At 68.2% G+C, this 23,590-nt stretch carries 25 protein-coding genes; 14 read left to right on the plus strand and 11 right to left on the minus strand.

The features are described from left to right. Positions 1–8: 8 nt before the first annotated feature. Complete coding sequence (locus ASF51_RS18150) at positions 9–1,616, minus strand: ABC transporter substrate-binding protein (protein WP_055933339.1); 1,608 nt, start codon at positions 1,614–1,616, stop codon at positions 9–11. Between the two features lie 56 nt (positions 1,617–1,672). Then, entirely contained in the window at positions 1,673–2,881 is a 1,209-nt protein-coding gene (locus tag ASF51_RS18155; protein WP_055933342.1) for a dipeptidase, read from the minus strand. Positions 2,882–3,080: 199 nt separating this feature from the next. Between ASF51_RS18155 and ASF51_RS18160 the strand changes: the two genes are divergently transcribed. The 3 genes from ASF51_RS18160 to ASF51_RS18170 are packed head-to-tail and all read left to right on the plus strand — an operon-like array spanning position 3,081 to position 5,823. Then, positions 3,081–4,097 (plus strand): ABC transporter ATP-binding protein, encoded by a 1,017-nt coding sequence (locus tag ASF51_RS18160; protein WP_235497315.1) that lies wholly within the window; start codon positions 3,081–3,083, stop codon positions 4,095–4,097. Beyond that, a complete protein-coding gene (locus tag ASF51_RS18165) occupies positions 4,081–5,181 on the plus strand; it encodes an ABC transporter ATP-binding protein (RefSeq protein ID WP_082480589.1) in 1,101 nt (366 codons plus the stop codon). Before ASF51_RS18160 ends, ASF51_RS18165 begins: the two co-directional genes overlap by 17 nt. A gap of 51 nt (positions 5,182–5,232) precedes the next feature. Then, positions 5,233–5,823 (plus strand): LppP/LprE family lipoprotein, encoded by a 591-nt coding sequence (locus tag ASF51_RS18170; RefSeq protein WP_055933345.1) that lies wholly within the window; start codon positions 5,233–5,235, stop codon positions 5,821–5,823. Between the two features lie 98 nt (positions 5,824–5,921). On the opposite strand, the gene ASF51_RS18175 is transcribed toward ASF51_RS18170, so the two are convergent. After that, positions 5,922–6,437, minus strand: a complete 516-nt coding sequence (locus ASF51_RS18175) for an N-acetyltransferase (RefSeq protein WP_235497316.1) — start codon at positions 6,435–6,437, stop codon at positions 5,922–5,924. 120 nt (positions 6,438–6,557) lie between these two features. Between ASF51_RS18175 and ASF51_RS18180 the strand changes: the two genes are divergently transcribed. Then, positions 6,558–7,394 (plus strand): alpha/beta fold hydrolase, encoded by an 837-nt coding sequence (locus ASF51_RS18180; protein ID WP_055933349.1) that lies wholly within the window; start codon positions 6,558–6,560, stop codon positions 7,392–7,394. An 81-nt stretch (positions 7,395–7,475) separates the two neighbouring features. On the opposite strand, the gene ASF51_RS18185 is transcribed toward ASF51_RS18180, so the two are convergent. Both ASF51_RS18185 and ASF51_RS18190 read right to left on the minus strand, forming a co-directional pair. Beyond that, the gene (locus tag ASF51_RS18185; RefSeq protein ID WP_055933352.1) at positions 7,476–7,745 is read right to left on the minus strand and encodes a DUF3253 domain-containing protein; all 270 of its coding nucleotides are present in this window, start codon (positions 7,743–7,745) and stop codon (positions 7,476–7,478) included. A 44-nt stretch (positions 7,746–7,789) separates the two neighbouring features. Continuing rightward, on the minus strand, positions 7,790–8,389 hold the full coding sequence (locus ASF51_RS18190) for a TetR/AcrR family transcriptional regulator (RefSeq protein ID WP_055933355.1): 600 nt from the start codon (positions 8,387–8,389) through the stop codon (positions 7,790–7,792). Positions 8,390–8,537: 148 nt separating this feature from the next. On the opposite strand from ASF51_RS18190, the gene ASF51_RS18195 reads away from it, so the two are divergent. From ASF51_RS18195 to ASF51_RS18230, 8 genes are all read left to right on the plus strand, one after another. Beyond that, a complete protein-coding gene (locus tag ASF51_RS18195) occupies positions 8,538–9,467 on the plus strand; it encodes a metal ABC transporter solute-binding protein, Zn/Mn family (protein WP_055933358.1) in 930 nt (309 codons plus the stop codon). A 91-nt stretch (positions 9,468–9,558) separates the two neighbouring features. After that, positions 9,559–10,395: a metal ABC transporter ATP-binding protein gene (locus ASF51_RS18200; protein WP_200926170.1), complete on the plus strand. Its 837-nt coding sequence runs from the start codon at positions 9,559–9,561 to the stop codon at positions 10,393–10,395. Beyond that, positions 10,392–11,282, plus strand: coding sequence for a metal ABC transporter permease (locus tag ASF51_RS18205; RefSeq protein ID WP_055933360.1), 891 nt, complete (start codon positions 10,392–10,394; stop codon positions 11,280–11,282). The genes ASF51_RS18200 and ASF51_RS18205 overlap by 4 nt, the downstream gene beginning before the upstream one ends. A gap of 66 nt (positions 11,283–11,348) precedes the next feature. Then, positions 11,349–11,747 (plus strand): Fur family transcriptional regulator, encoded by a 399-nt coding sequence (locus ASF51_RS18210; protein WP_055933363.1) that lies wholly within the window; start codon positions 11,349–11,351, stop codon positions 11,745–11,747. Between the two features lie 187 nt (positions 11,748–11,934). Further along, entirely contained in the window at positions 11,935–12,171 is a 237-nt protein-coding gene (gene rpmB, locus ASF51_RS18215; RefSeq protein ID WP_055782318.1) for a 50S ribosomal protein L28, read from the plus strand. Next, the gene (gene rpmG / locus ASF51_RS18220; protein ID WP_055782315.1) at positions 12,171–12,338 is read left to right on the plus strand and encodes a 50S ribosomal protein L33; all 168 of its coding nucleotides are present in this window, start codon (positions 12,171–12,173) and stop codon (positions 12,336–12,338) included. The genes rpmB and rpmG overlap by 1 nt, the downstream gene beginning before the upstream one ends. A gap of 3 nt (positions 12,339–12,341) precedes the next feature. Then, positions 12,342–12,647, plus strand: coding sequence for a 30S ribosomal protein S14 (gene rpsN, locus ASF51_RS18225; RefSeq protein ID WP_044443722.1), 306 nt, complete (start codon positions 12,342–12,344; stop codon positions 12,645–12,647). A gap of 232 nt (positions 12,648–12,879) precedes the next feature. Continuing rightward, entirely contained in the window at positions 12,880–13,167 is a 288-nt protein-coding gene (locus ASF51_RS18230) for an HU family DNA-binding protein (RefSeq protein WP_044443721.1), read from the plus strand. Positions 13,168–13,519: 352 nt separating this feature from the next. Here ASF51_RS18230 and ASF51_RS18235 read toward each other — a convergent pair whose 3' ends face one another. After that, the gene (locus tag ASF51_RS18235) at positions 13,520–14,269 is read right to left on the minus strand and encodes a TetR/AcrR family transcriptional regulator (RefSeq protein ID WP_235497317.1); all 750 of its coding nucleotides are present in this window, start codon (positions 14,267–14,269) and stop codon (positions 13,520–13,522) included. Positions 14,270–14,437: 168 nt separating this feature from the next. On the opposite strand from ASF51_RS18235, the gene ASF51_RS18240 reads away from it, so the two are divergent. After that, positions 14,438–16,339: a cytochrome c oxidase assembly protein gene (locus ASF51_RS18240; RefSeq protein WP_055933663.1), complete on the plus strand. Its 1,902-nt coding sequence runs from the start codon at positions 14,438–14,440 to the stop codon at positions 16,337–16,339. Between the two features lie 69 nt (positions 16,340–16,408). Here ASF51_RS18240 and ASF51_RS18245 read toward each other — a convergent pair whose 3' ends face one another. Next, positions 16,409–17,452: a hypothetical protein gene (locus tag ASF51_RS18245; RefSeq protein WP_055933366.1), complete on the minus strand. Its 1,044-nt coding sequence runs from the start codon at positions 17,450–17,452 to the stop codon at positions 16,409–16,411. Between the two features lie 101 nt (positions 17,453–17,553). Here ASF51_RS18245 and ASF51_RS18250 point away from each other — a divergent pair, with 101 nt between their 5' ends. Next, complete coding sequence (locus ASF51_RS18250; RefSeq protein WP_055933369.1) at positions 17,554–18,825, plus strand: ATP-dependent RecD-like DNA helicase; 1,272 nt, start codon at positions 17,554–17,556, stop codon at positions 18,823–18,825. Positions 18,826–18,922: 97 nt separating this feature from the next. On the opposite strand, the gene ASF51_RS18255 is transcribed toward ASF51_RS18250, so the two are convergent. The 4 genes from ASF51_RS18255 to nadB form a co-directional block, all read right to left on the minus strand. Then, entirely contained in the window at positions 18,923–19,618 is a 696-nt protein-coding gene (locus ASF51_RS18255; protein WP_055933666.1) for an alpha/beta fold hydrolase, read from the minus strand. Between the two features lie 200 nt (positions 19,619–19,818). Next, positions 19,819–20,958, minus strand: coding sequence for a cysteine desulfurase family protein (locus ASF51_RS18260; RefSeq protein WP_055933669.1), 1,140 nt, complete (start codon positions 20,956–20,958; stop codon positions 19,819–19,821). A gap of 91 nt (positions 20,959–21,049) precedes the next feature. Continuing rightward, complete coding sequence (gene nadC, locus ASF51_RS18265) at positions 21,050–21,907, minus strand: carboxylating nicotinate-nucleotide diphosphorylase (protein WP_055933373.1); 858 nt, start codon at positions 21,905–21,907, stop codon at positions 21,050–21,052. Positions 21,908–21,909: 2 nt separating this feature from the next. Further along, the gene (gene nadB / locus ASF51_RS18270; protein ID WP_055933376.1) at positions 21,910–23,589 is read right to left on the minus strand and encodes an L-aspartate oxidase; all 1,680 of its coding nucleotides are present in this window, start codon (positions 23,587–23,589) and stop codon (positions 21,910–21,912) included. Position 23,590: the final 1 nt, after the last annotated feature.

A 23,590-nucleotide genomic window follows, 5' to 3' on the forward strand; every position in this document is an offset into this window, starting at 1 on the left:
TCGTGCGGCTACTGAGCCGCGGTCTTGTGAGCGCTGGCCACTGAGATCGGGTTGACGATCGACAGGAGCTCGCTGGGCTTCGTCACGAAGCCCTCCCACTCTGAACTGTGCGCGAAGTAAAGGTTCTGCGTGTACATGATGTTGTCGTAGACCTCATCGTGCACGATCTTCGCGGCATCCCGCATGATCGAGATCTTCTCGTCGGAGTCGGCCGTGACGGCCGCCTTCGCGATGAGCTCGTTCAGCTCGGGATCGTCGACCAGTGTGTAGTTGATCGCCCCACCGGGGAGGTAGGAGAGCGTGAAGTTGGTGACCGGGTCATCCATGATCGCGAAGTTGCCCGCGTAGATGTCGTAGTCGCCGTCGTTCGTCTGGGCGAGGTAGGTGTTGCGCTCCGTGCCCTGAAGCTCGATCGTGATGCCGGCCTCTGCCGCCGAGTCCTTCACCAGCTGCGCCCACTGGCTCGTCACGCTGTCCTGCAGCGAGTAGATGAGCCGGAACGAGACGGGGAAGTTGCCCGAGGCGTCTGCCGTGTAACCGGCCGACTCCATGAGCTCACGCGACTTGTCGACGTCGAAGTCGTATTCCTTGATCGACTTGTCGTAGTAGTCGCTCAGAACCGGCATCAGCGGGCTGGAGCCCGTCGAGACGGCCTGGCCCTGCAGAACGACGGTGCGGATGGCGTCGTAGTCGACGGCGTGGGCGAGTGCCTGGCGCACCTCGGTCTTCGCGAGGTCGGGGTTCGTCATGTTGTAGGTCATGTGGGCGTATCCGAGCCCCACGACCTCTTCCACGGTGATCCCGTCGGTGGCCTTCAGCTGCTCGACCTGGGCCGGCGGCAGGGCGTTCGCGATCACGTCGACCTCGCCCGACTGCAGGGCGAGGATCTCGGTGTTCACGTCGGGGAAGACGCGGTAGACGACCTTCGCCGCCACCGGTGTGCCGCCCTCGACGAGCGGGTACTCGTCGACGCGATCCATCGAGTAGCTCTGACCGACCTGCACGTCGGTCAGCAGGTACGGGCCTGCCGACACCCAGCCGCCGTCGCTTCCGTCGTTGGCGAACGTCGCCACCGACTCGGCCTTCTCGAACACGTGCTGCGGAACCACGTTGCCCCAGAAGCCGATCTCCTCGACGATCGAGGTGTCGGGCGTGGCCAGGGTGATCTCGACACGGGTGTCCGAGACCGCCTCTGCCGAGACGAAGTTGGCCAGCTGGCCGTAGAAGGTGCCCGAGGGCGCGTCCTTCTTCACGGCGTTCATGGTCCACGCCACGTCTTCGGCGGTGACGGGCTCGCCGTCGCTCCACGTCATGTCGTCGCGGATCTCGTAGAAACCGGTCAGCTCGTCGACGTAGCCCCACTCGGTGGCGAGCTGCGGCTCCTTCTTTCCGTCGTCGGCGATCGACAGCAGGTGCGGGTACATGAGGTTCGTGACCCAGTAGTCGCTTCGGCTGTTTCCGATGAGCGGGTTGTAGTTCACGACGTCGGTGGTCGTCGCGATGGTGAGCGTGTCGTTGCCGGCCTCGACCGGACCCGTCGACGCCTCGGGCGCCGACGGTGCGCAGGCGCTCAAGACGAACGTGATGGCCGCGGCGGCCGTCACGAGCGTGAGCACCCTGCCCCTTCGTCGCCCTGTGCGCATGGTGCCTCTGCGCGTGCTGTGATTGTGCATCAAACCCAAACCTCCTCTAGGACCCGCAAGGTGTTTCCTCCTACGACGGCGCGGATTTCGTCGTCGGAGTAGTTGTGCTTCACAAGCCAGCCGATGATGTTGTAGAACTCCTCGGCGGGGTTCTCGACGCCGTCCACATAGGGGACCTTGTCGAAGGTGACACCGCCGTGCGCCTGTCCGAGCGACAGGTTGCCGGCGAAGGCATCGTGCAGTCCGACGTGGTCGCCGAACAGCGTGTCGGGGCCGAAGCTCACGTGCTCGAGCCCGACCAGGTCGACGCAGTACTGGAAGTGGTCCATGACCGAGTCGAGCGAGTGCAGGGGGTGGTTCGGCGAGAGCGTCGTGTGCGGTGCGGCCTCGATGCCGATGACACCTCCGCGCTTGGCGCACTCGATGATGGTCTCGTCGGTCTTCATGCGGTTCGTCGGCCACAGGCCGCGCGCTCCGGCGTGCGTGATGAAGACGGGCTTGGTGGATGCCTTGATCGTGTCGACGCAGGTGCGGTCGCCCGAGTGGGAGATGTCGATGGCGATGCCGAGCTTGTTCATGCGGGCCACGGCGCGCTCGCCGAAGTAGGTAAGGCCTCCGTCGCCGCGCTCCTTGAGGCCCGATCCGAGCATGTTTGCCTCGGAGTAGGCGATGCCCATCTGGCGCACGCCGAACCCGTAGAGAACGTCGAGGCGGTCGACCTCGTTCTCGATCATCGTCGACGCCTCGAGGGCGAACACGTGCGCGATCTTGCCGTTCTCCTTCGCGTACTGGATGTCTTTCAGCGTCTCGCCCTTGATGACGTAGTCCTGGTGGGCGAGGTCCGCCATGCGCACTCCGAGGTCGAAGAGCACATCCTGGTATTTCCATCCGGCTTCGCTCGAGATGCAGCAGGTGCCGTCCATACCATTGTCGAACACGGCGGTGAGGCCCGAGCGCGCGAGGCCTGCGTAGCCCGTGGGTTCGCGGCCGTACCGGATGCTGTCCTTCACCTCGTCCATGTTCTTGGGGAAGACCTGCACGTGGTCGTGCAGCGAGATGACGGTCTCCTCGCGCAGCAGCGTGGTGGTGCGTTCCTTCTCGGCGTCACTCAGGTCGAGTCCGGCATAGGCCGGAACGCGGCCGATCTGCTCGGCATACTCGAAGGTGTGGTAATCCTTGCCGGCCTCCAGGTAGTCGTAGGCGGTGTAACCGGTGTAGCCCTCTGCGGGATCAAGCACTCGCGATCTCCTTCACGTCGTGGTTCTGTTCGGGATCGCGCGCTTTTGTCATGATTTCGAGGTCATGGTGCGACAACAAGGCGTCCCGAATGCCAATATGGGCGATATCCGGCTTGGATGTCAATCCAAGTGAGCGGATTCGGCATAGATTTATTACGCTTGAAACATTCCGGTAACGATGGCGGGTGAGGATGGGTTCGTGGACATACGAGAAACGACAGCAGTCGGTGAGGTTGCGGCCCTGCGCGTGCGCGACCTGTCCGTCACCTTCACGGGCGGCGGCCGCGAGGTGCGGGCGGTGCGGGGCATCGACCTCGACGTGGCGAAGGGCGAGTTCGTCGCCCTGCTCGGAGAGTCGGGCTCCGGCAAATCCGTGACCGCGCGGGCCATCATGGGACTCACCGACGAATTCACCCGCGTCGACGCGGCCGAACTGCGGGTGTCGGGCGTCGACATCCAGGCCCTCGGCGAGAACGAGCGCCGCATGATGCGCGGCGAGCGCATGAGCCTCGTGCTGCAGGACGCCCTGTCGGCGCTGAACCCCGTGATGACGATCGGCAACCAGATCGGCGAGCTGTTCCGGGTGCACCGCGGCTCGACGCGCAAGCAGGCCAGGGCGAGCGCGGTCGAGCTGCTCGGCCTCGTCGGAATCCCGGCTCCCTCGAAGAGGGTCGACGACTACCCGCACCAGTTCTCGGGGGGAATGCGCCAGCGCATCCTCATCGCCATGGCGATCGCCCTCGAACCCGAGATGCTGATCGCCGACGAGCCGACCACCGCGCTCGACGTGACCGTGCAGGCCCAGATCCTCGACCTGCTCGGCTCGCTGCGCGACCAGCTCGGCATGGGCATCCTGCTCATCACCCACGACCTCGGCGTCGTGATGGAGGTGGCCGACCGGCTCGCCGTGATGTACGCCGGGCGCATCGTCGAGCGGGGCGACGCCGACACCGTGCTCGACCACCCCGCTCACCCCTACACCGAGGCGTTGCTGCGGTCGGTGCCCGAGGCGGGAATCCGGGGTCGCGACCTCATGACCATTCCCGGCTCGCCACCGTCGCCCGCGCAGACCCCGCCGGGCTGCTCGTTCAACCCGCGCTGCCACATGGCGATCGACATCTGCCGCACCGTGCGCCCGCCGCTCGTCGACGTCGCCGAGGGCCGCGCATCCGCCTGCCACCGATCAGAGGAACTGCTTCATGCCCTCGTCAGTTGAGCCCGTTCTCGACCCGCTCTTCTCCACGCCCATCACCGAGCGCAAGCTCGTGCTCGAGGCGCGTGACCTGCGCCGCACGTTCACGAGCGGATCGCGGCTCAACCCCACGAAGGTCTCGGCCGTCGACGGCGTGAGCCTGCAGCTGCACGCGGGCGAGACCCTCGGCATCGTGGGCGAATCGGGCTGTGGAAAGTCGACGCTGGCCCGCATGCTCGTCGGCCTCGAGCGCCCCGACGGCGGCACGCTCACCTACCACGGCACCGACGTGACCCGCGCGAGGCGCAGCGACCGGCGCCTGCTGCGCACCGGCGTGCAGATGATCTTCCAAGACCCCTACACGTCGCTCGACCCCCGGATGTCGGTGGGCGACATCATCGCGGAGCCCATGGCGGCGACACGGTCGGCTTCTCCCGCCGCGCGCCGCGAACGGGTCGCCGAACTGCTCGGCCTCGTGGGCCTCGCGCCCGACATGATGTCGCGCTATCCGCACCAGTTCTCGGGAGGGCAGCGCCAGCGCATCGGCATCGCCCGGGCGCTGGCGCTCGACCCCGACGTGCTCGTGTGCGACGAGGCGGTCTCGGCGCTCGACGTCTCGGTGCAGGCCCAGGTCATCAACCTGCTGGGCGAGCTGCAGCGCCGACTCGGCGTGGCCATCATGTTCATCGCGCACGACCTCTCGGTAGTGCGGCACATCGCCGACAACGTCGCCGTCATGTACCTCGGCCGCATAGCGGAGCAGGGCGACACGGATACGGTCTACGGCTCGCCCGCGCACCCGTACACCCAGGCGCTGCTCTCGGCCACGCCGTCGCACAGCCGTGCCGATCGCGGCAAGCTCGCGCGCCGTCGCATCCTGTCTGGCGAGCCGCCGTCGCCGGTGAACCCGCCCACGGGCTGCCGGTTCAACCCGCGCTGCTGGCTGGCGACCGATGAGTGCCGCACCACGCAGCCCCCGCTCCGCGAGGTCGCGGCGACGTCTGCGACCGCCGCAGCGGATCTGGGCCTGCGCCCGGTGGGCGAGTCGCGAGTGGTGGCCTGCCACCACGCGGAGAAGGCGCTGCAGGAAGCCGCCCTCGCCGGCTAGTGATTCCGATCGTGACGAGACCTGACGTTTCATCGTGAGTAGCTTTGTCATATGAGAACGCTCAAAATCGCTTCCACAGTCGCGTTGAGTCTTGCTCTCGCGACCTCGTTTGTCGGATGCGCAGCCGAGGGATCGTCCCCCACGCCCTCCAGCGCCGGCAGTTCGTCGCCGGGCGAAAGCCAGGGCAGCGCTTCGGCGACCGGCGCGCCCACACCGACTGCCACCGAGCCCGCGTGCGACACGATCGACTCCAACGCCGTCGTTCTGGCCGCGGTCAGGACCTTGCCCGCCCCCGAGGGACTCGAGAGTGCCAAGTGGGACGAATCGAATGTCGACACGACCGGTTTCGATCCGTGTGCGGAGCTCTCCTGGGCCGTCGTCTCGCTCGAGATGGCGACCGTCAGCTCACCGACCGCGGTATTGCTCTTCCACGATGGTTCGTATCTCGGAACGACGACCTCGGAGGAGTACGGCTTCACGCCCCGCGTGGAACGCACTGCACCCGGCGCGATCAGCGTGACCTACCCCTTCGTGCAGGGCAACGAGTCGAACGCGGAGGCCAGCGGTCGCGCAACCGCGAGCTACACGTGGAACGACGCCACGCAGAGCGTCGACATGGCCGGCGAAACGCCTCCCGCCTAGGGAAGGCGGTCGAGAGAGGACGCCCGAGCGCGCCTCGTCCGGGCGAACGCGCGCGTAGAGACGGCGCGCTCGCCCGAAAACGGCGCGCTCGCGGCCGGTCAGCCGAGCGGGAGCGCCATCTCCAGCTCGTTCTGCGTGCGGTCGAGGGGGTAGGGGATCGTCCTGCCCGTGGTCACGTATCCGCGTCGGGCGTAGAAGGCCTGCGCGCGCGGATTCTGCTCGTGCACGTGCAGCAGCAGCCTGCCCTCGGGGACCGCGGCGCGCACCCATGCCTCCACGCCGTCGAGCAGCGCATCCGTGAGGCCCTTCGCCGGACCTCGCCAGGCGGGAGTCACGTAGACGCTGACCAGCATCGCATCGCCCTTGCCGTCGAGGTAGGCGCCCATGGTTCCGAGCCAGGCGCCTGTCGACGGGTCGACGGCGGCCAGGCCGAGGCTGCCTTCGCGCGTGGTGCGCGCCGCCCGGAAGCGCCACTCCTGTTCGGGCTCACGCCGCGCGTTCTCCAGGGTCTCGAGAAATGCCAAGGGGGTGTCGGCGAGCATCTCGAGCCGGAGTTCGCGCATGCGCGGCCAGTCGTCCTCGGCGATGCGCACGATATCGAAGCCTGATTCCACCGGGCGAGAGTAGCGGGCCGGCCCGCGGTGCGCAACCGGGTCGCCGCCTCCCATCCGATGACAGAGGGCGTCCGAATCACCCTCCGAGACGCCCGACGATGGGCGCGGAAAGGCACCACCATGACAGAGATCACTGCTCACCACGGACTCCTGAACGACACGAAGCTGCACGTCGACGACACCGGCGGATCGGGCCGACCCGTCGTGCTCATCCACGGCTGGCCGCTCAGCGGCGAATCGTGGAAGTACCAGGTCGGCGCGCTCCAGGCCGCGGGCTACCGCGTCGTCACCTACGACCGACGAGGCTTCGGACGCAGCGACAAGCCGCTCACCGGCTACGACTACAACACCCTCACCGACGACCTGCAGGCGGTGCTCGAAGCACTCGACCTGAGCGACGTCACTCTCGTGGGCTTCTCGATGGGCGGCGGCGAGGCTGCGCGCTGCTTCACGAAGTTCGGGGCGGAGCGCATCCACAGCGTCGTCTTCGCGTCGGCCGTGCCGCCGTACCTGCTGCAGACACCCGGCAACCCGGATGGACCCCTCACCGCCGCGCTCGCCGCGAAGATGACGGCAGGCCTCACCGCGAACCAGGAGTCGTTCTACGAGGACTTCACGACGCAGTTCTTCTCGGTCGACGAGAAACTGGTCGTGACCGAGGAGCAGCGCCAGGAGGCCCTGGCGCTCGCGCTGCAGTCGTCGAAGGTCGCCGCGCTCGAGGCGATGGCGTCGTTCGCGAGCACCGACTTCCGCGACGACCTGCCGAACGTCACGGTGCCCGCGCTGGTCATCCACGGCGACGGCGACGCAACGGTTCCGTTCGAGGGGTCGGGCGAGCGCACGCACGCCGCGCTCGCGAACTCCGAGCTGCACGTGGTCGCGGGCGGCCCCCACGGAGTGAACGTGAGTCACGCCGACGAGTGGAACCGGGTCGTCATCGACTTCCTGGCGAAGTAGCGCCGCTCGCTCGAACGCGGGTGTTCTCGCCCCGCGCGCCGGTTCTGCCGCCGCGCAGCGCGGGACCACCCGCGTTTGGCGTCACGGGCGAAGGCGACGGATGCGGATGGGTCCGCGCGCGGCAGCCAGGTCGACCGGCTCGCCGCCCTGGGTGATCTCGACCTCGCCGCGGGCGACCAGCCTCGAGGCTGCGCTGCGCGACGCATCCATCAGCCCGCGCCAGTCGTCGTCGCCGACGGCCCGTGCGGCATCCGACGGGCAGATCGTCGAGGTGGGCGCGCGCTTCTCGAGCAGCTCGAGGATCTTCGCCTCGAGGCGCTCGTCGATGTCTGGGGTCTGATATGCGGGCATGCGTCCAGTCTGCGCGTGTGCGTCTGGAGGCGTAGGGGGGTTGCTCAGGCCGGCAGCGGCCACCACGACGGCAGGAACACGCGGTAGGCCGACATGAAGGCGGCGGTGCTGCGCGGTATCGGGGTCGACAACCACACGTCGAGCGCGCCCACCGTGCCGTCGGCGATGAAGCGGGCCGCGGCATCCGCCACGAAGCCCGCGGGCAGGATGCTCGACGACTGGGGCACGGTGAGCGCGTGCCGTTCGAGGAGCAGCTCGATCGATCCGGCGAAGTGCTGGCTCAGCAGCGGCTGCAGGCTCGCCGATCCGCTGCCCTCGCCCAGCCCCCGGGTGTAGATGGCATCGTGCGAGTCGACGTGCTCGAGAACCGCGATGGTCACCCGCTCGATGGCCTCGGATGCCTGCGGCCCGGTATCGAAGTCGGCCTCGCCGAGATAGTGGTCGCGGATCTCGTCGAGTTCGTCGCGAAGCACCCCCTCGAGCAGGCCGACGGGCGACGTGGCGTGCTGGTAGAAGGTGGACCGGTTGATCCCCGCGGCTTTGGCGATCTCCGATGCGGTGATCTCGCTTGCCGGCCGCTCCGACGCCAGCGCCAGCACGACGGAGGCGAGCTTGGCGCGGGTCTTGATCTGGCGGGAGTCCATGCAGTGATCATAGGAGCGGATTCGCGCTGCCGACCGGTCGGCGACGAGACCGGGCGTCTCATGACTATCTGTTTTGACAATCATTATCAATAAGGCTACTTTCGAGAAGACCCGAATCGCATCCGACTTAGAACGGCTCACCCTTCCCGTGAAGAAACTCCTCACCCTCACCACCCTCGCCGCGGCCACCGCACTGGCGCTCTCCGGCTGCGCGTCCGCATCCACAGATGCCGGAGCGACCGACGACCCGACGAACGAGTCGGGCGTGCGCATCGTCGCCTCGACCAACGTCTACGGCGACATCGCGGAGCAGATCGGCGGAGACCGAGTGAGCGTCACGTCGATCATCGATAGCCCCGATAAGGACCCGCACGAGTACGAGGCCGACGCCCGCACCCAGCTCTCCCTCTCGAAGGCGCAGCTCGTGATAGAGAACGGCGGCGGCTACGACGACTTCGTCGACACCATGCTCTCGGCTGCCGATAACAAGATCGCCCCCGTGCTGAACGCGGCCGACATCTCGGGCTACGACGAGGAGCCCGCCGAGGGCGAGTTCAACGAGCACATGTGGTACGACTTCCCCACCGTGCAGAAGCTCTCCGACGAGCTCGTGAACCAGCTCAGCGCGATCGACCCCGAGGGTGCCGAGACCTACGAGAAGAACGCCGAGACGTTCGACTCGCAGCTCGCCGCGCTCGAGCAGCAGGAGAAGGACATCAAGGCCTCGTTCGACCAGACCGGCGTCGCGATCACCGAGCCCGTGCCGCTCTACATGCTCGAGGCCGCCGGCCTCGTGAACAAGACGCCGGATGCCTTCAGTGAGGCGATCGAAGAGGGTACAGACGTTCCCGCCGACGTTCTCAAGCAGACCCAGGAGCTGTTCTCCTCGGGTGCGGTGAAGGCACTGGTCTACAACGAGCAGACCTCGGGGGCCCAGACCGAGCTCGTGCTGAAAGCGGCGAAGGACGCGGGGGTGCCGGTCGTTCCCGTCACCGAGACCCTTCCCGACGGCACCGACTACATCAGCTGGATGACGACGAACCTCAACGCGCTTCAGGGCGCGCTCAGCGGCAAGTAGTCTTCACCGAGTGAAGATCTTCGGGGCGAAGTCGGCGCGAGCCGGCTTAGACAAGGCCCCCTCGCCCCGCAACGCGCCACGCCATGTCGTGCTGCGCGTTCGCGGCGGCGCGCTTCAATTCGGCGAGCGGCGCCTGTGGCACGACCTCGACTTCGACGTGCGCGCGGGCGAGTTCATCGCCGTGCTCGGGGCCAACGGGTCGGGCAAGTCGAGCCTGCTGAAGGTCATCCTCGGCCAGCAGCAGCTCAGCGCCGGAACCATGGCGTTCGAGGGGTCCCCGGTCACCCGGGGCAACCGCCGCATCGGATACATTCCGCAGCAGAAGCTCGCCGACGAGGGGGCCCCGCTCCGCGGACGCGACCTGGTCGCCCTCGGCGTCGACGGCCACCGCTTCGGGCTTCCGCTGCCCCGGGCCGCGCGCCGCCGCGAGGTCGACGTCCTGCTCGAATCGGTCGGCGCATCCGAGTTCGCGAATGTAGCCGTTTCGACCCTGTCGGGCGGCGAGCAGCAGCGTCTGCGTGTGGGGCAGGCGCTCGCGGGCGACCCCCGGCTGCTGCTCTGCGACGAGCCCCTGCTCTCGCTCGACCTCGCCCACCAGCGCGCCGTCTCCGAGCTCATCGACACGCACCGCCGGCAGCGCGACCTCGGCGTGCTGTTCGTGACCCACGACATCAACCCGGTCCTCGACATGGTCGACCGAGTGCTCTACCTGGCGGGCGGCTCCTTCCGCATCGGCACACCCGATGAGGTGCTGCGCAGCGAGGTGCTCTCCGAGCTCTACGGCTCGCCCGTCGACGTCATCCGCACGCGCGGCCGCGTGATCGTGGTCGGGGTTCCGGATGCGCACCACGGCCACGACGGGCACGTGCACCACGACGGCGACCACGTGCCGGATGCGCCCGGCTCGGGCGATGGGGTGCGGCGATGAGCGACATCGACTGGGCCGACCTCTGGTCGCAGGTCTTCAACTTCACCGACTACGGCGAACTGCTCGTTCTGCTGCAGAACTCGATCATCGCCGGCGCCGTGCTCGGCATCGTCGGGGGACTCATCGGCGTGTTCGTGATGTCGAGGGACATGGCGTTCGCCGTGCACGGCATCAGCGAGCTGTCGTTCGCGGGCGCGTCCGCCGGCCTGCTTTTCGGAGTCGGCGTCGTCGAGGGCTCTCTCGTGGGGTCGATCGTGGCCGCTCTGATCATCGGCTTCCTCGGCGCGAAGTCGCGCGATCGCAACTCGATCATCGCCGTGCTGATGCCCTTCGGGCTCGGCCTCGGCATCCTGTGCCTCGCCCTCTATCCGGGTCGCAGCGCCAACAAGTTCGGGCTGCTCACCGGCCAGATCGTCGCGGTCGACGACCCCCGGCTGAACTCGCTCATCGCCATCTCGATCGTCGTCGTGATCGGCCTGCTCGTCGTGTGGCGCCCGCTCACCTTCGCCAGCGTCGACGCCGATGTGGCCTCGGCGCGGGGGGTGCCGGTGCGCACGCTCTCCATCGTCTTCATGCTGCTGCTCGGCCTTGCGGTCGCCGTGTCGGTTCAGGTCGTCGGCTCGCTGCTGGTGCTGTCGATCCTGGTCACGCCCGCCGCCGCCGCCCTGCGGGTGTCGTCGTCGCCGATCGTCGTTCCCCTCCTCAGCATGCTCTTCGCCGTGCTCTCGCTCGTGGGCGGAATCATGCTCGCGCTCGGCGGATCGGTGCCGATCAGTCCCTACGTCACCACCATCTCGTTCGCCATCTACGTGGTCTGCCGCATCATCGCGGCGTCGCGTGCGCGACGGGGCGTCTCGGGTCGACGGCTGGTGGCTCTGGATGCCTAGGCGAAGCACAGCGACACCGGTTACGGTTGAGGGGATTTCGGCCGCACATGGCCTCGGAGGTAGATCATGGTCGTGAAGCGCAACACCTGGCAGCGCGAGGCGGTGCGTGCTGCACTCGGCACCCAGATCGGCTTCGTCAGTGCACAGGGGCTCCACTCCAATCTGCATTCCAGCGGATCGCACATCGGACTGGCCACGGTCTATCGCGCGCTCGCCGACCTGGCCAATGAGGGCGAAGCCGATTCGCTGCAGTCACCCGACGGCGAGAGCCTCTACCGGGCATGCAGCACCGGGCACCACCATCACCTCATCTGTCGGAGCTGCGGCCTCACGGTCGAGATCGAGGCCGACGAGGTCGAGTCGTGGGCTCGAAAGACCGCAGCGCTGCACGGCTTCTCACGCCCCGAGCACGTGGTCGACATCTTCGGCTTCTGCAACTCGTGCGTTCCCACGCCCGCCGGCTGAACCCGCGCACCCGCGTACTTGCGCGCATCCGGCCGGTCGCCTAAACTCGGTAGCTGGTCGAGTGGCATCTCCACTCGCATGTACACAAACCCCCACTGATTCATTCGGGGGCGTCGTGTGCCGACAAGCAATCTTGGGTAGAACGCGCGGGCAACTGCGTTTTTCTACGGTAACTATGGAGGAAATCATGGCAGCAACCTGCCAGGTGACCGGCGCCATTCCCGGCTTCGGACACAACATCTCGCACTCGCACCGTCGCACCAAGCGTCGGTTCGACCCGAACATCCAGAAGAAGACGTACTACGTTCCGTCGCTTCGTCGCAACGTGACCCTGCAGCTCAGCACCAAGGGCATCAAGGTCATCGACGCACGCGGCATCGAGAGCGTTGTCAAGGATCTTCTCGCCCGTGGGGAGAAAATCTAATGGCCAAGTCACAGGACGTTCGTCCGATCATCAAGCTGCGTTCGACGGCAGGCACGGGTTACACCTATGTCACCAAGAAGAACCGCCGCAACAACCCCGACCGCCTCGTGCTCAAGAAGTACGACCCGGTCATCCGCCAGCACGTCGATTTCCGGGAGGAGAGGTAACACATGGCCAAGAAGAGCATGATCGCAAAGAACGAGCAGCGTAAAGTCATCGTCGCTCGCTACAACACCAAGCGCCTTGAGCTGAAGAAGGCCCTCGTCAGCCCGACGTCGACCGACGCCGAGCGCGAGGCCGCCCGCCTCGGCCTGCAGAAGCTGCCCAAGAACGCCTCACCGGTGCGCGTGCGCAGCCGTGACGCGGTCGACGGCCGCCCCCGTGGTGTGCTCACGAAGTTCGGCATCAGCCGTGTTCGCTTCCGTGACATGGCTCACCGCGGCGAGCTGCCCGGCATCACGAAGAGCTCCTGGTAGTCCGGCAGTTCTGATCTGAGCATCCAGAAAAGGATGCCGACCCACGGGTCGGCATCCTTTTTTGCGTTTCAGGGGTGCCGGATGCCCCGCGAGGCGCGGTAATCCGCGAAATCCCGGCGATCTCTGATACATTCGTCACGGTCGAACAGACCAGACGTGTGGCCTACTCAAGGTTTCCACCGTTTCGTTTCTAGAGCTGCTTCGCGCAGCACAAGGTCCGAGGAGGACACCCATGGCTGATAAGTCACTCAACAAGACCGAGCTCGTCGCTCAGGTCGCCGCTGCATCCGGCCAGACGCAGTCCGCTGTCAACGAGGTTCTCGACGCTCTCTTCGCGACGCTCGCGGAGTCGGTCGGCAACGACGTCAAGGTCACGATCCCGGGATGGCTCGCTGTCGAGCGCACCTCGCGTGCAGCCCGCGCCGGCCGCAACCCGCAGACGGGTGAGGCCATCCAGATCGCCGCCGGTCACTCGGTCAAGATCTCCGCTGGCTCGAAGCTCAAGGCTGCCGCCAAGTAGTCTTTTCGAATCTTCATCCTCAGGGGTGTCCGCGCTACGCGGGCGCCCCTGAGGCGTTTAACGGCGGCCCCGTTCCCTGAGCTTGTCGAAGGGGCCGACCGCGACTCGGCGGAGAAGCACCTTTGATCACTCGGGAGGATGCGTTTGCGCCGACTCGATAGGACGTGAGGAATCCACTCGACGCGAAGGCGTCCATACTCTGTCAGATGGGTGCTTTCGCGCCGACTGGATCGGGCACGCGACAGGCTCGACGAACGGACACCCCGTTCCCTGAGCTTGTCGAAGGGGCTCCGTCTCGACAGGCTCGACGAACGGCACAGGCTCGACGGGCGGGCCGGCTCGACGAGCGGGGTCAGCGGGCGAGCGGGCGGCGCGGGCGCAGCGGCGTGCGGGGTGCAGACGTGGATGCGGCACCGGATGCCCGGGCCGGCGACGCGGGCGTGCGCCGGACCGGGTCGGCCGCGTCGACCGCCGCCTCCTGCGGCGCGAAGCTCTCGACGCGCGCGAGCGCCGCATCGAGCGCCGCCTCGAGCGGGGTCGTCTCCTCGTGGACCCGCGAGATGAGCAGCCCTCCCTGGAGCGCGGCGAGCAGGCCGGCGGCGAGGGAGTCGGGATCGGCGTCCGATCGCAGCGCACCGGATGCGCGCATCGCCACCAGGCCCGCTCGAACCGGGGCGAGCCAGAGCCCGAATCCGTCGACGAGCCCGGCACGGGCATCCGGATCGGTGTCGACGAGCTCGCTGGCGAGCGACCCGAGCGGCGACCAGCCGTGGAACCCCCGCGTGCCCGCATGCTCGACCACCCCGTCGCGCCAGGCGTGCAGCGACTCGATGCTGTCGAGCGCCGCGAGCTGCGGCTGCTGCTCGACAGCGACGGCCGCCTCGTGCGCCACGACTGCGCGCATCAGCTCGTTCTTGTCTGAGAAGTAGTGATACAGCTGCGAGGCGCTGACCTGGGCCTCGGCCCTGACCTCGTCGATGCTGGTGCGCGCGGCGCCGCGCTGCCGAACGAGGGCGGCGGCGGCCTCCACGATGCGGGCGCGGGTCGCTGCTCCCTTCGCGGTGAGTGCGGGGCGTCGGGCGGGCATCGTCGCAGTGCTCATGGGCGCTGAGTCTAGGTCGAGTGGAATAGGGCCTCCAGTTCCCACGCCGAGGTGTGCCCGACCGAGCGCAGACCGGGCCGTGCGCTCAGGAATGCCGCGTAAAGTTGACGGGTGCCGAGAGTTGTTCGAACCGTAGGTCCCGCCGTTCTCCTGGCGGTCGCTTTCGTGATGCTTCTCGTCGGTCTGCGCATCGCCGGTGGGGCGGATGCGCAACTCCTGCAGGATCCCGGCCCCGTGGTGCGCTACGGCATCCCGGTCACCAAGATGATCGTGAACCTCGGTGCCGCCGGCGTTCTCGGCGCCCTCGTTCTGGCGGTCTTCGCCCTGCGCTCGGACAAGCCCGAGTTCACCCGCGCGCTCGACGTCGCGGCAGGCTCGGCCGCCGTGCTCACCGTGGCGTCCGCGGCCACGGGCTTCCTCACGTTCCTGCAGCTCACCGTCAAGTCGGTGCGGTTCGACAACTCCTACGGCGAGCTGCTCGGGCAGTTCCTGACCCAGGTCGAGATCGGGCAGGCCTGGCTGATCACCACCCTCATCGCGGCCGCCGTCACGGTGCTCTGCTTCGCGGTGCGCAATGTCACCGCCCTGGTCTTCGTCGGCGTGCTCGCCGTGGTGATGCTCGTGCCCATGGCGCAGCAGGGCCACGCCGCCGGAACGACCGGCCACGACGCCGCCATCACCGCGCTCGGGCTGCACCTGGTCTTCGCAGCGGTCTGGCTCGGCGGACTGCTCGTGCTTGTGATCATCTCGCCCCAGCTCGACAACGACCGCATGCTCTCGGTCATCTCGCGATACTCGACCGTCGCGCTCGTCTGCTTCATCGTGGTCGCGGCATCCGGCTACGTCAGCGCCGAGCTGCGCATCGGAAGCCTCGACAGGCTGCTCACGCCTTACGGCCTGCTCGTACTGGTGAAGGTCGGAGCCCTGATCGCGCTGGGCGTCTTCGGCGCGGCCTACCGGCGGTCGCTCATCCGTCGTCTTGCCGAGACGAGCCGTCGCTACTTCTTCTGGAAGATCGCGGTCGTCGAGCTCGCGTTCATGGGAATCGCGTCGGGTGCCGCCGCCGCACTCGGTCGCTCGGCCCCGCCGGTCGACGATGCCATCCCGGCGGTGCAGACGCCCGCGCAGATCCTCACCGGCGAGCAGCTTCCGCCCGAGCTCGAGCTCTCCCGCTACTTCACCGAGTGGAACTTCGACCTGCTCTGGATTCTGCTGTGCGGCTTCGGCATCGTCTTCTACCTCGCCGGCGTGCGTCGCCTGCGCAAGCGCGGAGACAAGTGGCCCATCCACCGCAGCGTGCTCTGGGTGGCGGGCATGCTGCTGCTGTTCTATGTGACCAACGGCGGCATCAACGTCTACGAGAAGTACCTCTTCAGCATGCACATGCTCGGGCACATGACCCTGAGCATGATGGTGCCGCTGCTGCTCGTGCCCGCTGCTCCGATCACGCTCATCATGCGCGCCGTCGCCAAGCGCCAAGACGGAACGCGGGGCGGTCGCGAGTGGGTGCTGCTCGCGGTGCACTCGAAGATCGGGTCGTTCCTCGCCAATCCCATCGTGGCCGCACTGCTGTTCGCCGGCAGCCTCTGGGTCTTCTACTACTCGCCGCTGTTCCGCTGGGCGACCGTCGACCACATCGGCCACGAGTGGATGATCGCTCACTTCCTCATCACCGGCTACCTGCTCGTGCAGGCGCTCATCGGCGTCGACCCCGTGCCCTACCGCTTCCCCTACCCGTTCCGACTCCTGCTGCTGCTCGCGGTCATGGCGTTCCACGCCTTCTTCGGGCTCGCCATGATGACCGGCAACGGGCTGCTGCTCGCCGACTGGTACGGCGCGATGGGCCGCCCGTGGGGCGTGAGCGCCATCGAGGACCAGCAGGCCGGAGGCGGAATCGCCTGGAGCGTCGGCGAGATCCCCACGGTGATCCTTGCGATCGCCGTCGCCATCCAGTGGAGTAAGCAGGACAAGAAGGAGACCACGCGGCGCGACCGCACGGCCGACCGCACGAACGAGGCGGAGCTCGGCGAGTACAACGCGATGCTCGAGCGCCTCAACGCCCGCCGCTGACGCGCGGCTCCGTTCCCTGAGCCTGTCGAAGGGCCCTGTCGAAGGGCCCTGTCGAAGGGCCGGGCGCTGCTACGTGCGCGCCGCGAAGGTGATCGCGCCCGCGTCGTCGAGCGAGATCGCGTAGTCGAGAGAGAACGGGATGTCCTCGCTCAGGGCCGACACCGTTCCATCGAAGAGCGACTTCACCTGAACGTCGATGTGTGCGATCCCGGCGTTGGCTGCCAGCAGCCACGACGACGGGCCCGCCACGACCTTGACCTGCGGATACTCCACGATCGACCAGCTCGGATCTCCCTCGATGCGGTCGGTGATGCCCTTCGAGAACGGGCAGCCCACGGGATACAGCACCTTCTGAGTGGCGCACTCGTCGAGAAACGAGGTGAGGCGGTCTGCGACGACCTGGGAGAAGAGCTCATTGGGCACGGCCTTGACGATGCCGCTCTCTGTTTCGCCGGGCGACGGGAGGGAAACCGCGACGGTGTCGCTCGTGAGGTAGTGGGAGTCGTGCGAGAGAACCACAAGCGACGGCACGAGCACGGTGTACCGGGCCCCCGCGCCGAAGGCGCCCTTTCCGGCCCCGAGATCGGATGCGTCTAGCTCGCCGGTTCCGACCGTCACGCTGGTCGTGTTGGTCACCGCGAGCGAGAGCGTGGCGACGGGGGATTCCTTGAAACGCCACTGGCTGAAGACGCCGTAGCTCGTTCCGCCGCGCTCGACCACGAACTCGCTCTGGGTGCGTGCCGACTGCCGGTCCGCGCCCTGCAGCGTATAGCTCACGGTGACCCGGTGAACACCGGACCCCAGATCGCTGTCGTCGGTGACGCGAATGTCGCTGATCGTCGAGAGGGTGTTGCGCTTCAGCAGCGCCGCACCCGCCGAGTCGGGGGTGAGGTCGTCGGGCAGCTCGACTCCGGGCATGCCGAGGGCGCCGTCGACGTCGCGGGCGCCGAGCGTCTGCAGGTAGGTGATGACGAATCCGCTCGAGCCGAACACCGTGAGATTGAGCGCCAGCACGCCGGCGGCGAACACCCCGACGAGCAGCAGCACCGCGCCGCACCAGGCCAACGCGACCTGCGCGGGAGACGTGCGTCTCTTCTGCACACGCACATCCATGGGGTCAGTCTAGGCAATGCCGCCGGGCGCCGGCCGTGCCGGGTGACGCGCCCGGTAGATTGGATGCGCCCCTCGTCGCCGTGCACAGAAAGTCCTCCCGCGTGTCCCTTCCCGAACTCTCCGCCGAGCAGAGGCGCGTCTTCGACCTCATCGAGTCGACGAAGAAGCACGTGTTCGTCACGGGCCGGGCGGGAACGGGAAAGTCGACGCTGCTCAACCACCTGAGCTGGAACACCGAGAAGCAGCTCGTGATCTCGGCGCCCACGGGCGTCGCGGCCTTGAATGTCGGCGGGCAGACCATCCACTCGCTGTTCCGACTGCCGATCGGGGTCATCGCCGACTCCGACATCGAGCAGAACGGCGATGTGCGCAAGATGCTCAACACCATCGACACCCTGGTCATCGACGAGGTCTCGATGGTCAACGCCGACCTCATGGATGCGATCGACCGCTCTCTGCGCAAGGCTCGGCACAAGCCGACGGTGCCGTTCGGCGGGGTTCAAGTCGTTCTGTTCGGAGACCCGTACCAGCTGGCCCCCGTTCCGGGCGACTCCGACGAGCGGGCCTACTTCACCGACCACTACCGGTCGATGTGGTTCTTCGACGCGAAGGTCTGGAGCGAGGTGTCGCTCACCGTGGTCGAGCTCACCGAGATCCACCGGCAGCACGACGACGACTTCAAGTTCATGCTGAACGCGGTGCGGCACGGGCAGGTCACGAAAGAGATAGCGGATGCGCTCAACGGCGCCGGCGCCCGAACTCCTCCCAGCGACGGCACGATCACCCTGGCCACCCGCAACGACGCCGTCAACCGCATCAATGCCGAGGCGCTCAAGCGGCTGCCGGGCACGGTACGCACGGCGAACGCCGAGGTCTCGGGCGACTTCGGCGGCCGCAACTTTCCCGCCGAAGAGGCGCTCGAGCTCAAGGTGGGGGCGCAGGTCATGTTCCTGCGCAACGACTCGGAGCAGCGGTGGGTGAACGGTTCGGTCGGGGTGGTCTCGAAGATCAGCAAGGCCGGCTCGATCTGGGTCGAGATCGACGGCGAGGTGCACGAGGTCGACCCCGTGAGCTGGGAAAAGCACCGCTACTCGTACTCGGCCGACGACAAGAAGCTCACGAAGAACGTCATCGGCGAGTTCACCCAGTTCCCCCTGCGCCTCGCGTGGGCCGTCACCATTCACAAGAGCCAAGGCAAGACCTACGACCAGGCGATCGTCGACCTCGGCCAGCGCGTGTTCAGCGCGGGGCAGACGTACGTGGCCCTCTCGCGCCTCACCTCGCTCGAGGGGCTCTACCTCACCAGGCCGCTGCGCCCCGCAGACATCTCGGTCGATCCGGCAGTGCGACGCTTCATGTCACGGGGACAGTAGCCCGCGGTCTCGCTGCGGTATCCGCGCCCGTTCGGCGCATCCGCCCCCGATCGACCGGGCGCGGATGCACCGAGCGGACGCGTTTGCGTGCGGGGAGCTAGCGGATGGCGGCGACGATCACGTTGGCGAGGTCGCGCGGGCGCGAGAACTGGGGCCAGTGGCCGGTGGGCAGCTCCACGATTCCCACCTCGTGGATGCGCGGCAGCTCCGCGAAGTAGGGCACTCCTGCGCCCATGCCGCGGCGCATCTCCTCGGCACTGTACGTGCACGTGATCACGGTGACGGGAACCTCGTAGCGTGCCTCGTTCGTCAGCACCTGGGGGTCGCGAGCGACCCGGGTCGGCGTGGGCACGGCGCGGGCACGGAAGTTCTCGAGGTCGGCCTCGTCGAGTCCGGTGAGCTCGAGGTCGTCGAAGAAGTCCCAGGCGGGCAGGGGGAGTTCGCCGTCGACCTCGGGAATGTTGGCGTTGATCTCCATGCCGTCGGGCGTGGGGCCGCTGTCGACGTAGACGGCGTGCCGGATGCGGCCGGGGTGTCGGTCGACCACGGCGTGGATCACCGAGCCGCCTCCGCTGTGGCCCACGAGGACGATGTCGCCGTCGAGGTCGGCGATGTACTCCTCGACGAAGCGGATGTGGTCGTCGAGGGTGATGCCCCTCCGGTCTGCCTTGAGCGATTCCATGCCGGGGAGGCTGAGCGGGTGCGGCGTGTGACCGGCCGCTTCGACGGCCGCGGTCACGGGTGCCCACGACCACGCGCCGAGCCAGAATCCGGGAACGAGAACAATGTGCATGCGGGCCACGATACGCCGAACCACCGTTCCCTGAGCTTGCCGAAGGGGGCTTGTCGAAGGGAGCCCCTTCGACAGGCTCAGGGAACGGAGGGGTGTGCTCGAGGTTCCCTTCGACAGGCTCAGGGAACGGAGGGGTGTGCTCGAGGTTCCCTTCGACAAGCTCAGGGAACGGCAGGGAACGGGTCGGGAACGGGGCGGGCTCAGCGCAGCTGGGTCAGCGCGCGCACGGCCTCCGCTGCGGCGCTCGCGGCGGCCTCGACGTCGGCGGCGGTCGTCGCCGTCGAGAGGCTGAAGCGAACGGCGGTCTGCGCATCCACGGGGTCGACGCCCAACGCCAGCAGGACCGGCGACGGATCGTCGCTGCCGGCCGCGCAGGCCGAGCCGCTCGACGACACGACACCGCGCTCCTCGAGTCCGAGCAGCACGCCCTCGCCGCTGGTTCCGGGGAACAGGAACGACGCGATCGACGGCAGCCGGTGCTCGCGCGATCCCGTGAGCCGCGCGATCGGCACGGCCGCCTCGACCCGCGCGATCAGGTCGTCGCGCAGCGCGGCCACACGACCGGATGCCTCGGCGCGGCCCACCGACGACAGTCGCGCCGCGACGGCGAGACCGACGGCGGCGGCCACGTTCTCAGTGCCCGAGCGCCGTCCGCGCTCCTGACCGCCGCCGTGGAGCAGGGGCTCGATCACCAGCCGAGAGCGGGCAGCCAGCGCTCCGACGCCTTTCGGCGCGCCGAGCTTGTGACCCGAGATCGACACGGCATCGGCACCGAGAGCATCCAGGCTCACGTCGAGCCAGCCGGCGGCCTGCACGGCGTCGACGTGCAGCACCGAGCCGGCGGCGTGCACGAGAGCGCCGATCGCCACCGTGTCTTGAACGGTGCCGATCTCGTTGTTGGCCGCCATCACGCTGACCAGCGTCGTGTCGCTGCGCACCAGCCCGGCGAGGGCGTCGAGATCGACCCGGCCAACGGCATCCACCGGCACGGTCGACACCTCGAAGTCGTGCACCCGCCGTAGGAAGTCGATCGACTCGAGCGTGGCCTCGTGCTCGATCGGGGTCGTCACGATGTGCCGGCCTCGAGGCTGGCCGAGCGCGATGCCCTTGATGGCGAGGTTGATTGCCTCAGTGCCGCCCGACGTGAACGTGACCTCGGCGGGCCGGGCGCCGAACCACTCCGCGAGCTGCGCGCGAGCCGAGGCCAGCGAGCGAGCCGCCGCGTCGCCCAGGGCATGGTGGCTCGACGGATTGCCGAAGTCGCCGGTGAGGAACGGCCACATCGCCTCGAGAACCTCGCGCCGCACGGGCGTGGTGGCCGCGTGGTCGAGGTAGATCACGGGCGAGACCTGACGAGTGTTGCCCGGGGCGACGGATGTTGCCGGGCGACCGGGCGCATCCGTCGCGCCGGGCAACAGGCGCGGGGGAGGCTCATGCCTCGACCTGGAGATCGAGGCCCAGGTCGAGGGCTCGGGCGCTGTGGGTGAGGGCGCCCACCGAGATGATGTCGACTCCGGTCTCGGCGATGGCGCGCACCGTGTCGAGGTTCACGCCGCCGCTGGCCTCGATCAGCGCGCGACCCGCCACGATCGCGACGCCTCGACGCAGCTCGTCGAGCGAGAAGTTGTCGAGCATGATCGTGTCGACGCCGCCCGCGAGCACGGGCTCGATCTGGTCGATGCGGTCGACCTCGACCTCGAGGTGGGTGGTGTGCGAGATGCGGGCCCGGGCGCGCAATATCGCCTCGGTGAGCGAGATTCCGGATGCGGTGAGCACGGCCAGGTGGTTGTCTTTTGCGAGCACGGCGTCGCTCAGCGAGAAGCGGTGGTTGCCGCCGCCGCCGCTTCGAACGGCGTGCCGTTCGAGGGCGCGCAACCCCGGGGTGGTCTTGCGGGTGTCGACGATGCGCGCCCCCGTTCCCTCGACCGCGGCCACGTAGCTCGCGGTGGCGGTGGCGATGCCGCTCATGCGCTGCACGAGGTTGAGTGCGACCCGCTCGCCGAGCAGCACGCCGGCAGCGGGACCCGTGACCGTGGCAAGCACCTCGCCCGGAACGAAGAGGTCTCCGTCGTTCAACTCGAGCGTCGTCACGGTGGCGGAGTGCGCAGCCGACATGGCGCGCGCGAAGACCTCGCCTCCCGAGAGGATGCCGGGCTCCCGGGCAACCAGCCGGGCCGTGGCCGTGGCGCCCTCGGGCAGGAACGCGTCGGATGTCGCGTCGCCCCAGGGAGCGTCTTCGGCGAGGGCGGCGGTGACGACCCGGTCGATCGCCTGCGGGGTGAGAAGCATGGTCAGAGTCCCTGTGTCTGGAGCGTACGGGTCGCCTCGCGCGTGGCGATGGCGTCGGTCTGCGGATGGTCGGTTCGAGAGTGCGCGCCCCGCGATTCGCGTCGCGCCTGGGCTGCGGCGACGAGGGCGCGGGCCACCGTGAGCAGGTTGTCGGTCTCGATGCGCTCGCGGTCGGCTGTTCGGTCGTCGCGGGCTCCGGATGCCTCGGCCCAGACCCGCAGGCGGGCTGCGGCCGTGGCGAGGCCGACACCCGAGCGCGTCAGCCCTGCGTAGTGCCACATAAGCGCCTGCAGTTCGGAACGGTCGACACCCGTTCCGCTCGTTCCCTGAGTCTGTCGAAGGGGGTCCTCCATCCCTTCGACAGGCTCAGGGAACGGAGTTCTGGAGGCCTCGTCCATCCCTTCGACAGGCTCAGGGAACGGGTCGTGCCCCAGCGCCGCCGCCACGCGTCGGCCGAAGACGGCGCCCTCGAGCAGGCTGTTCGAGGCGAGGCGGTTGGCCCCGTGAACTCCGGTGCAGGCGGCCTCGCCCACGGCGAAGAGCCCCGCGTGCGAGGTCCTCCCGTCGAGATCGGTCGCGATGCCGCCCATGTAGTAGTGCGCTGCCGGCACCACAGGAACAAGACCGTCGGCCAGGTCGAACCCTGCCGCCGCGCACGCCGCCATTATTGTGGGGAAGCGGGTCGCGACGGTCTCGCGGTCGATACCCCGGGCATCCAGATTCACGGGCACGCCGTTCTGCTTTGCCATCTCGGCGGCGATCGCCCGCGCGACGACATCGCGCGGGGCGAGCTCGGCGTCGGGGTGCACTCCGACCATGAAACGTTCGCCGCGCTCGTTGCGCAGCACCGCGCCCTCGCCCCTCACCGCCTCGGAAACGAGGAAGTTTCCGGGTGCCGCGAGCGTGGTGGGGTGGAACTGGTAGAACTCCAGGTCTGCGGTGGCGATTCCCGCCCTCAGCGCGGCGGCGAGGCCGTCGCCCGTCGCGATCGCGGGATTCGTGGTGTGCGAGTAGAGCTGCCCGGCCCCTCCGGTGGCGAGCACGACCGCGTCGGCGAGCAGCACTTCGCGCCCTCCGTCGGCACGCAGCACCTCGATGCCGACGACGCGGCTCGACCCGTCGGTATCCGCACCCCCTGGGTGCATCGGCGTCTGGTCGGCCGGCAGCGGATGCGCCGAACGGGCGCGGATGCCGGACGCGTCCGCTAGCACGAGGTCGGTGAGCATGGTGTGCTCGCGGATGGCGACGCCGCTCGCCCGCACGGCCGTGACCAGTGCGGCCTCGATCGCCGCGCCCGTGGCGTCTCCGCCCGCGTGCAGCACTCGCGGCCGCGAGTGGGCGGCTTCGAGCGCGCGATCGGGCTCAGAGCTGCCCGGTCGGTGATCGAACAGCACGCCCCAGGCGATCAGGCTCCGGATGGCCGCCGCTCCTTCGTCGGCCAGCACGCGCGCGGCCGTCTCGTCGGTCAGCCCCGCTCCCGCACGGATCGTGTCCTGCGCGTGCAGGATGGCGCTGTCGTCGAGCGCGGTCGCCGCCGCGATGCCGCCTTGCGCGTAGCGGGTGTTGCTCTCGGCGAGCGCGCCCTTAGTCACCACGGTGACGTCGTGCGCGTGCAGCTGCGAGGCATGCAGCGCGGTGGTCAGCCCGGCGATGCCACTGCCGACGATCAAGACGCGGGCCATG

This window comes from Agreia sp. Leaf283, from assembly GCF_001422485.1.
Taxonomy (GTDB): domain Bacteria; phylum Actinomycetota; class Actinomycetes; order Actinomycetales; family Microbacteriaceae; genus Agreia.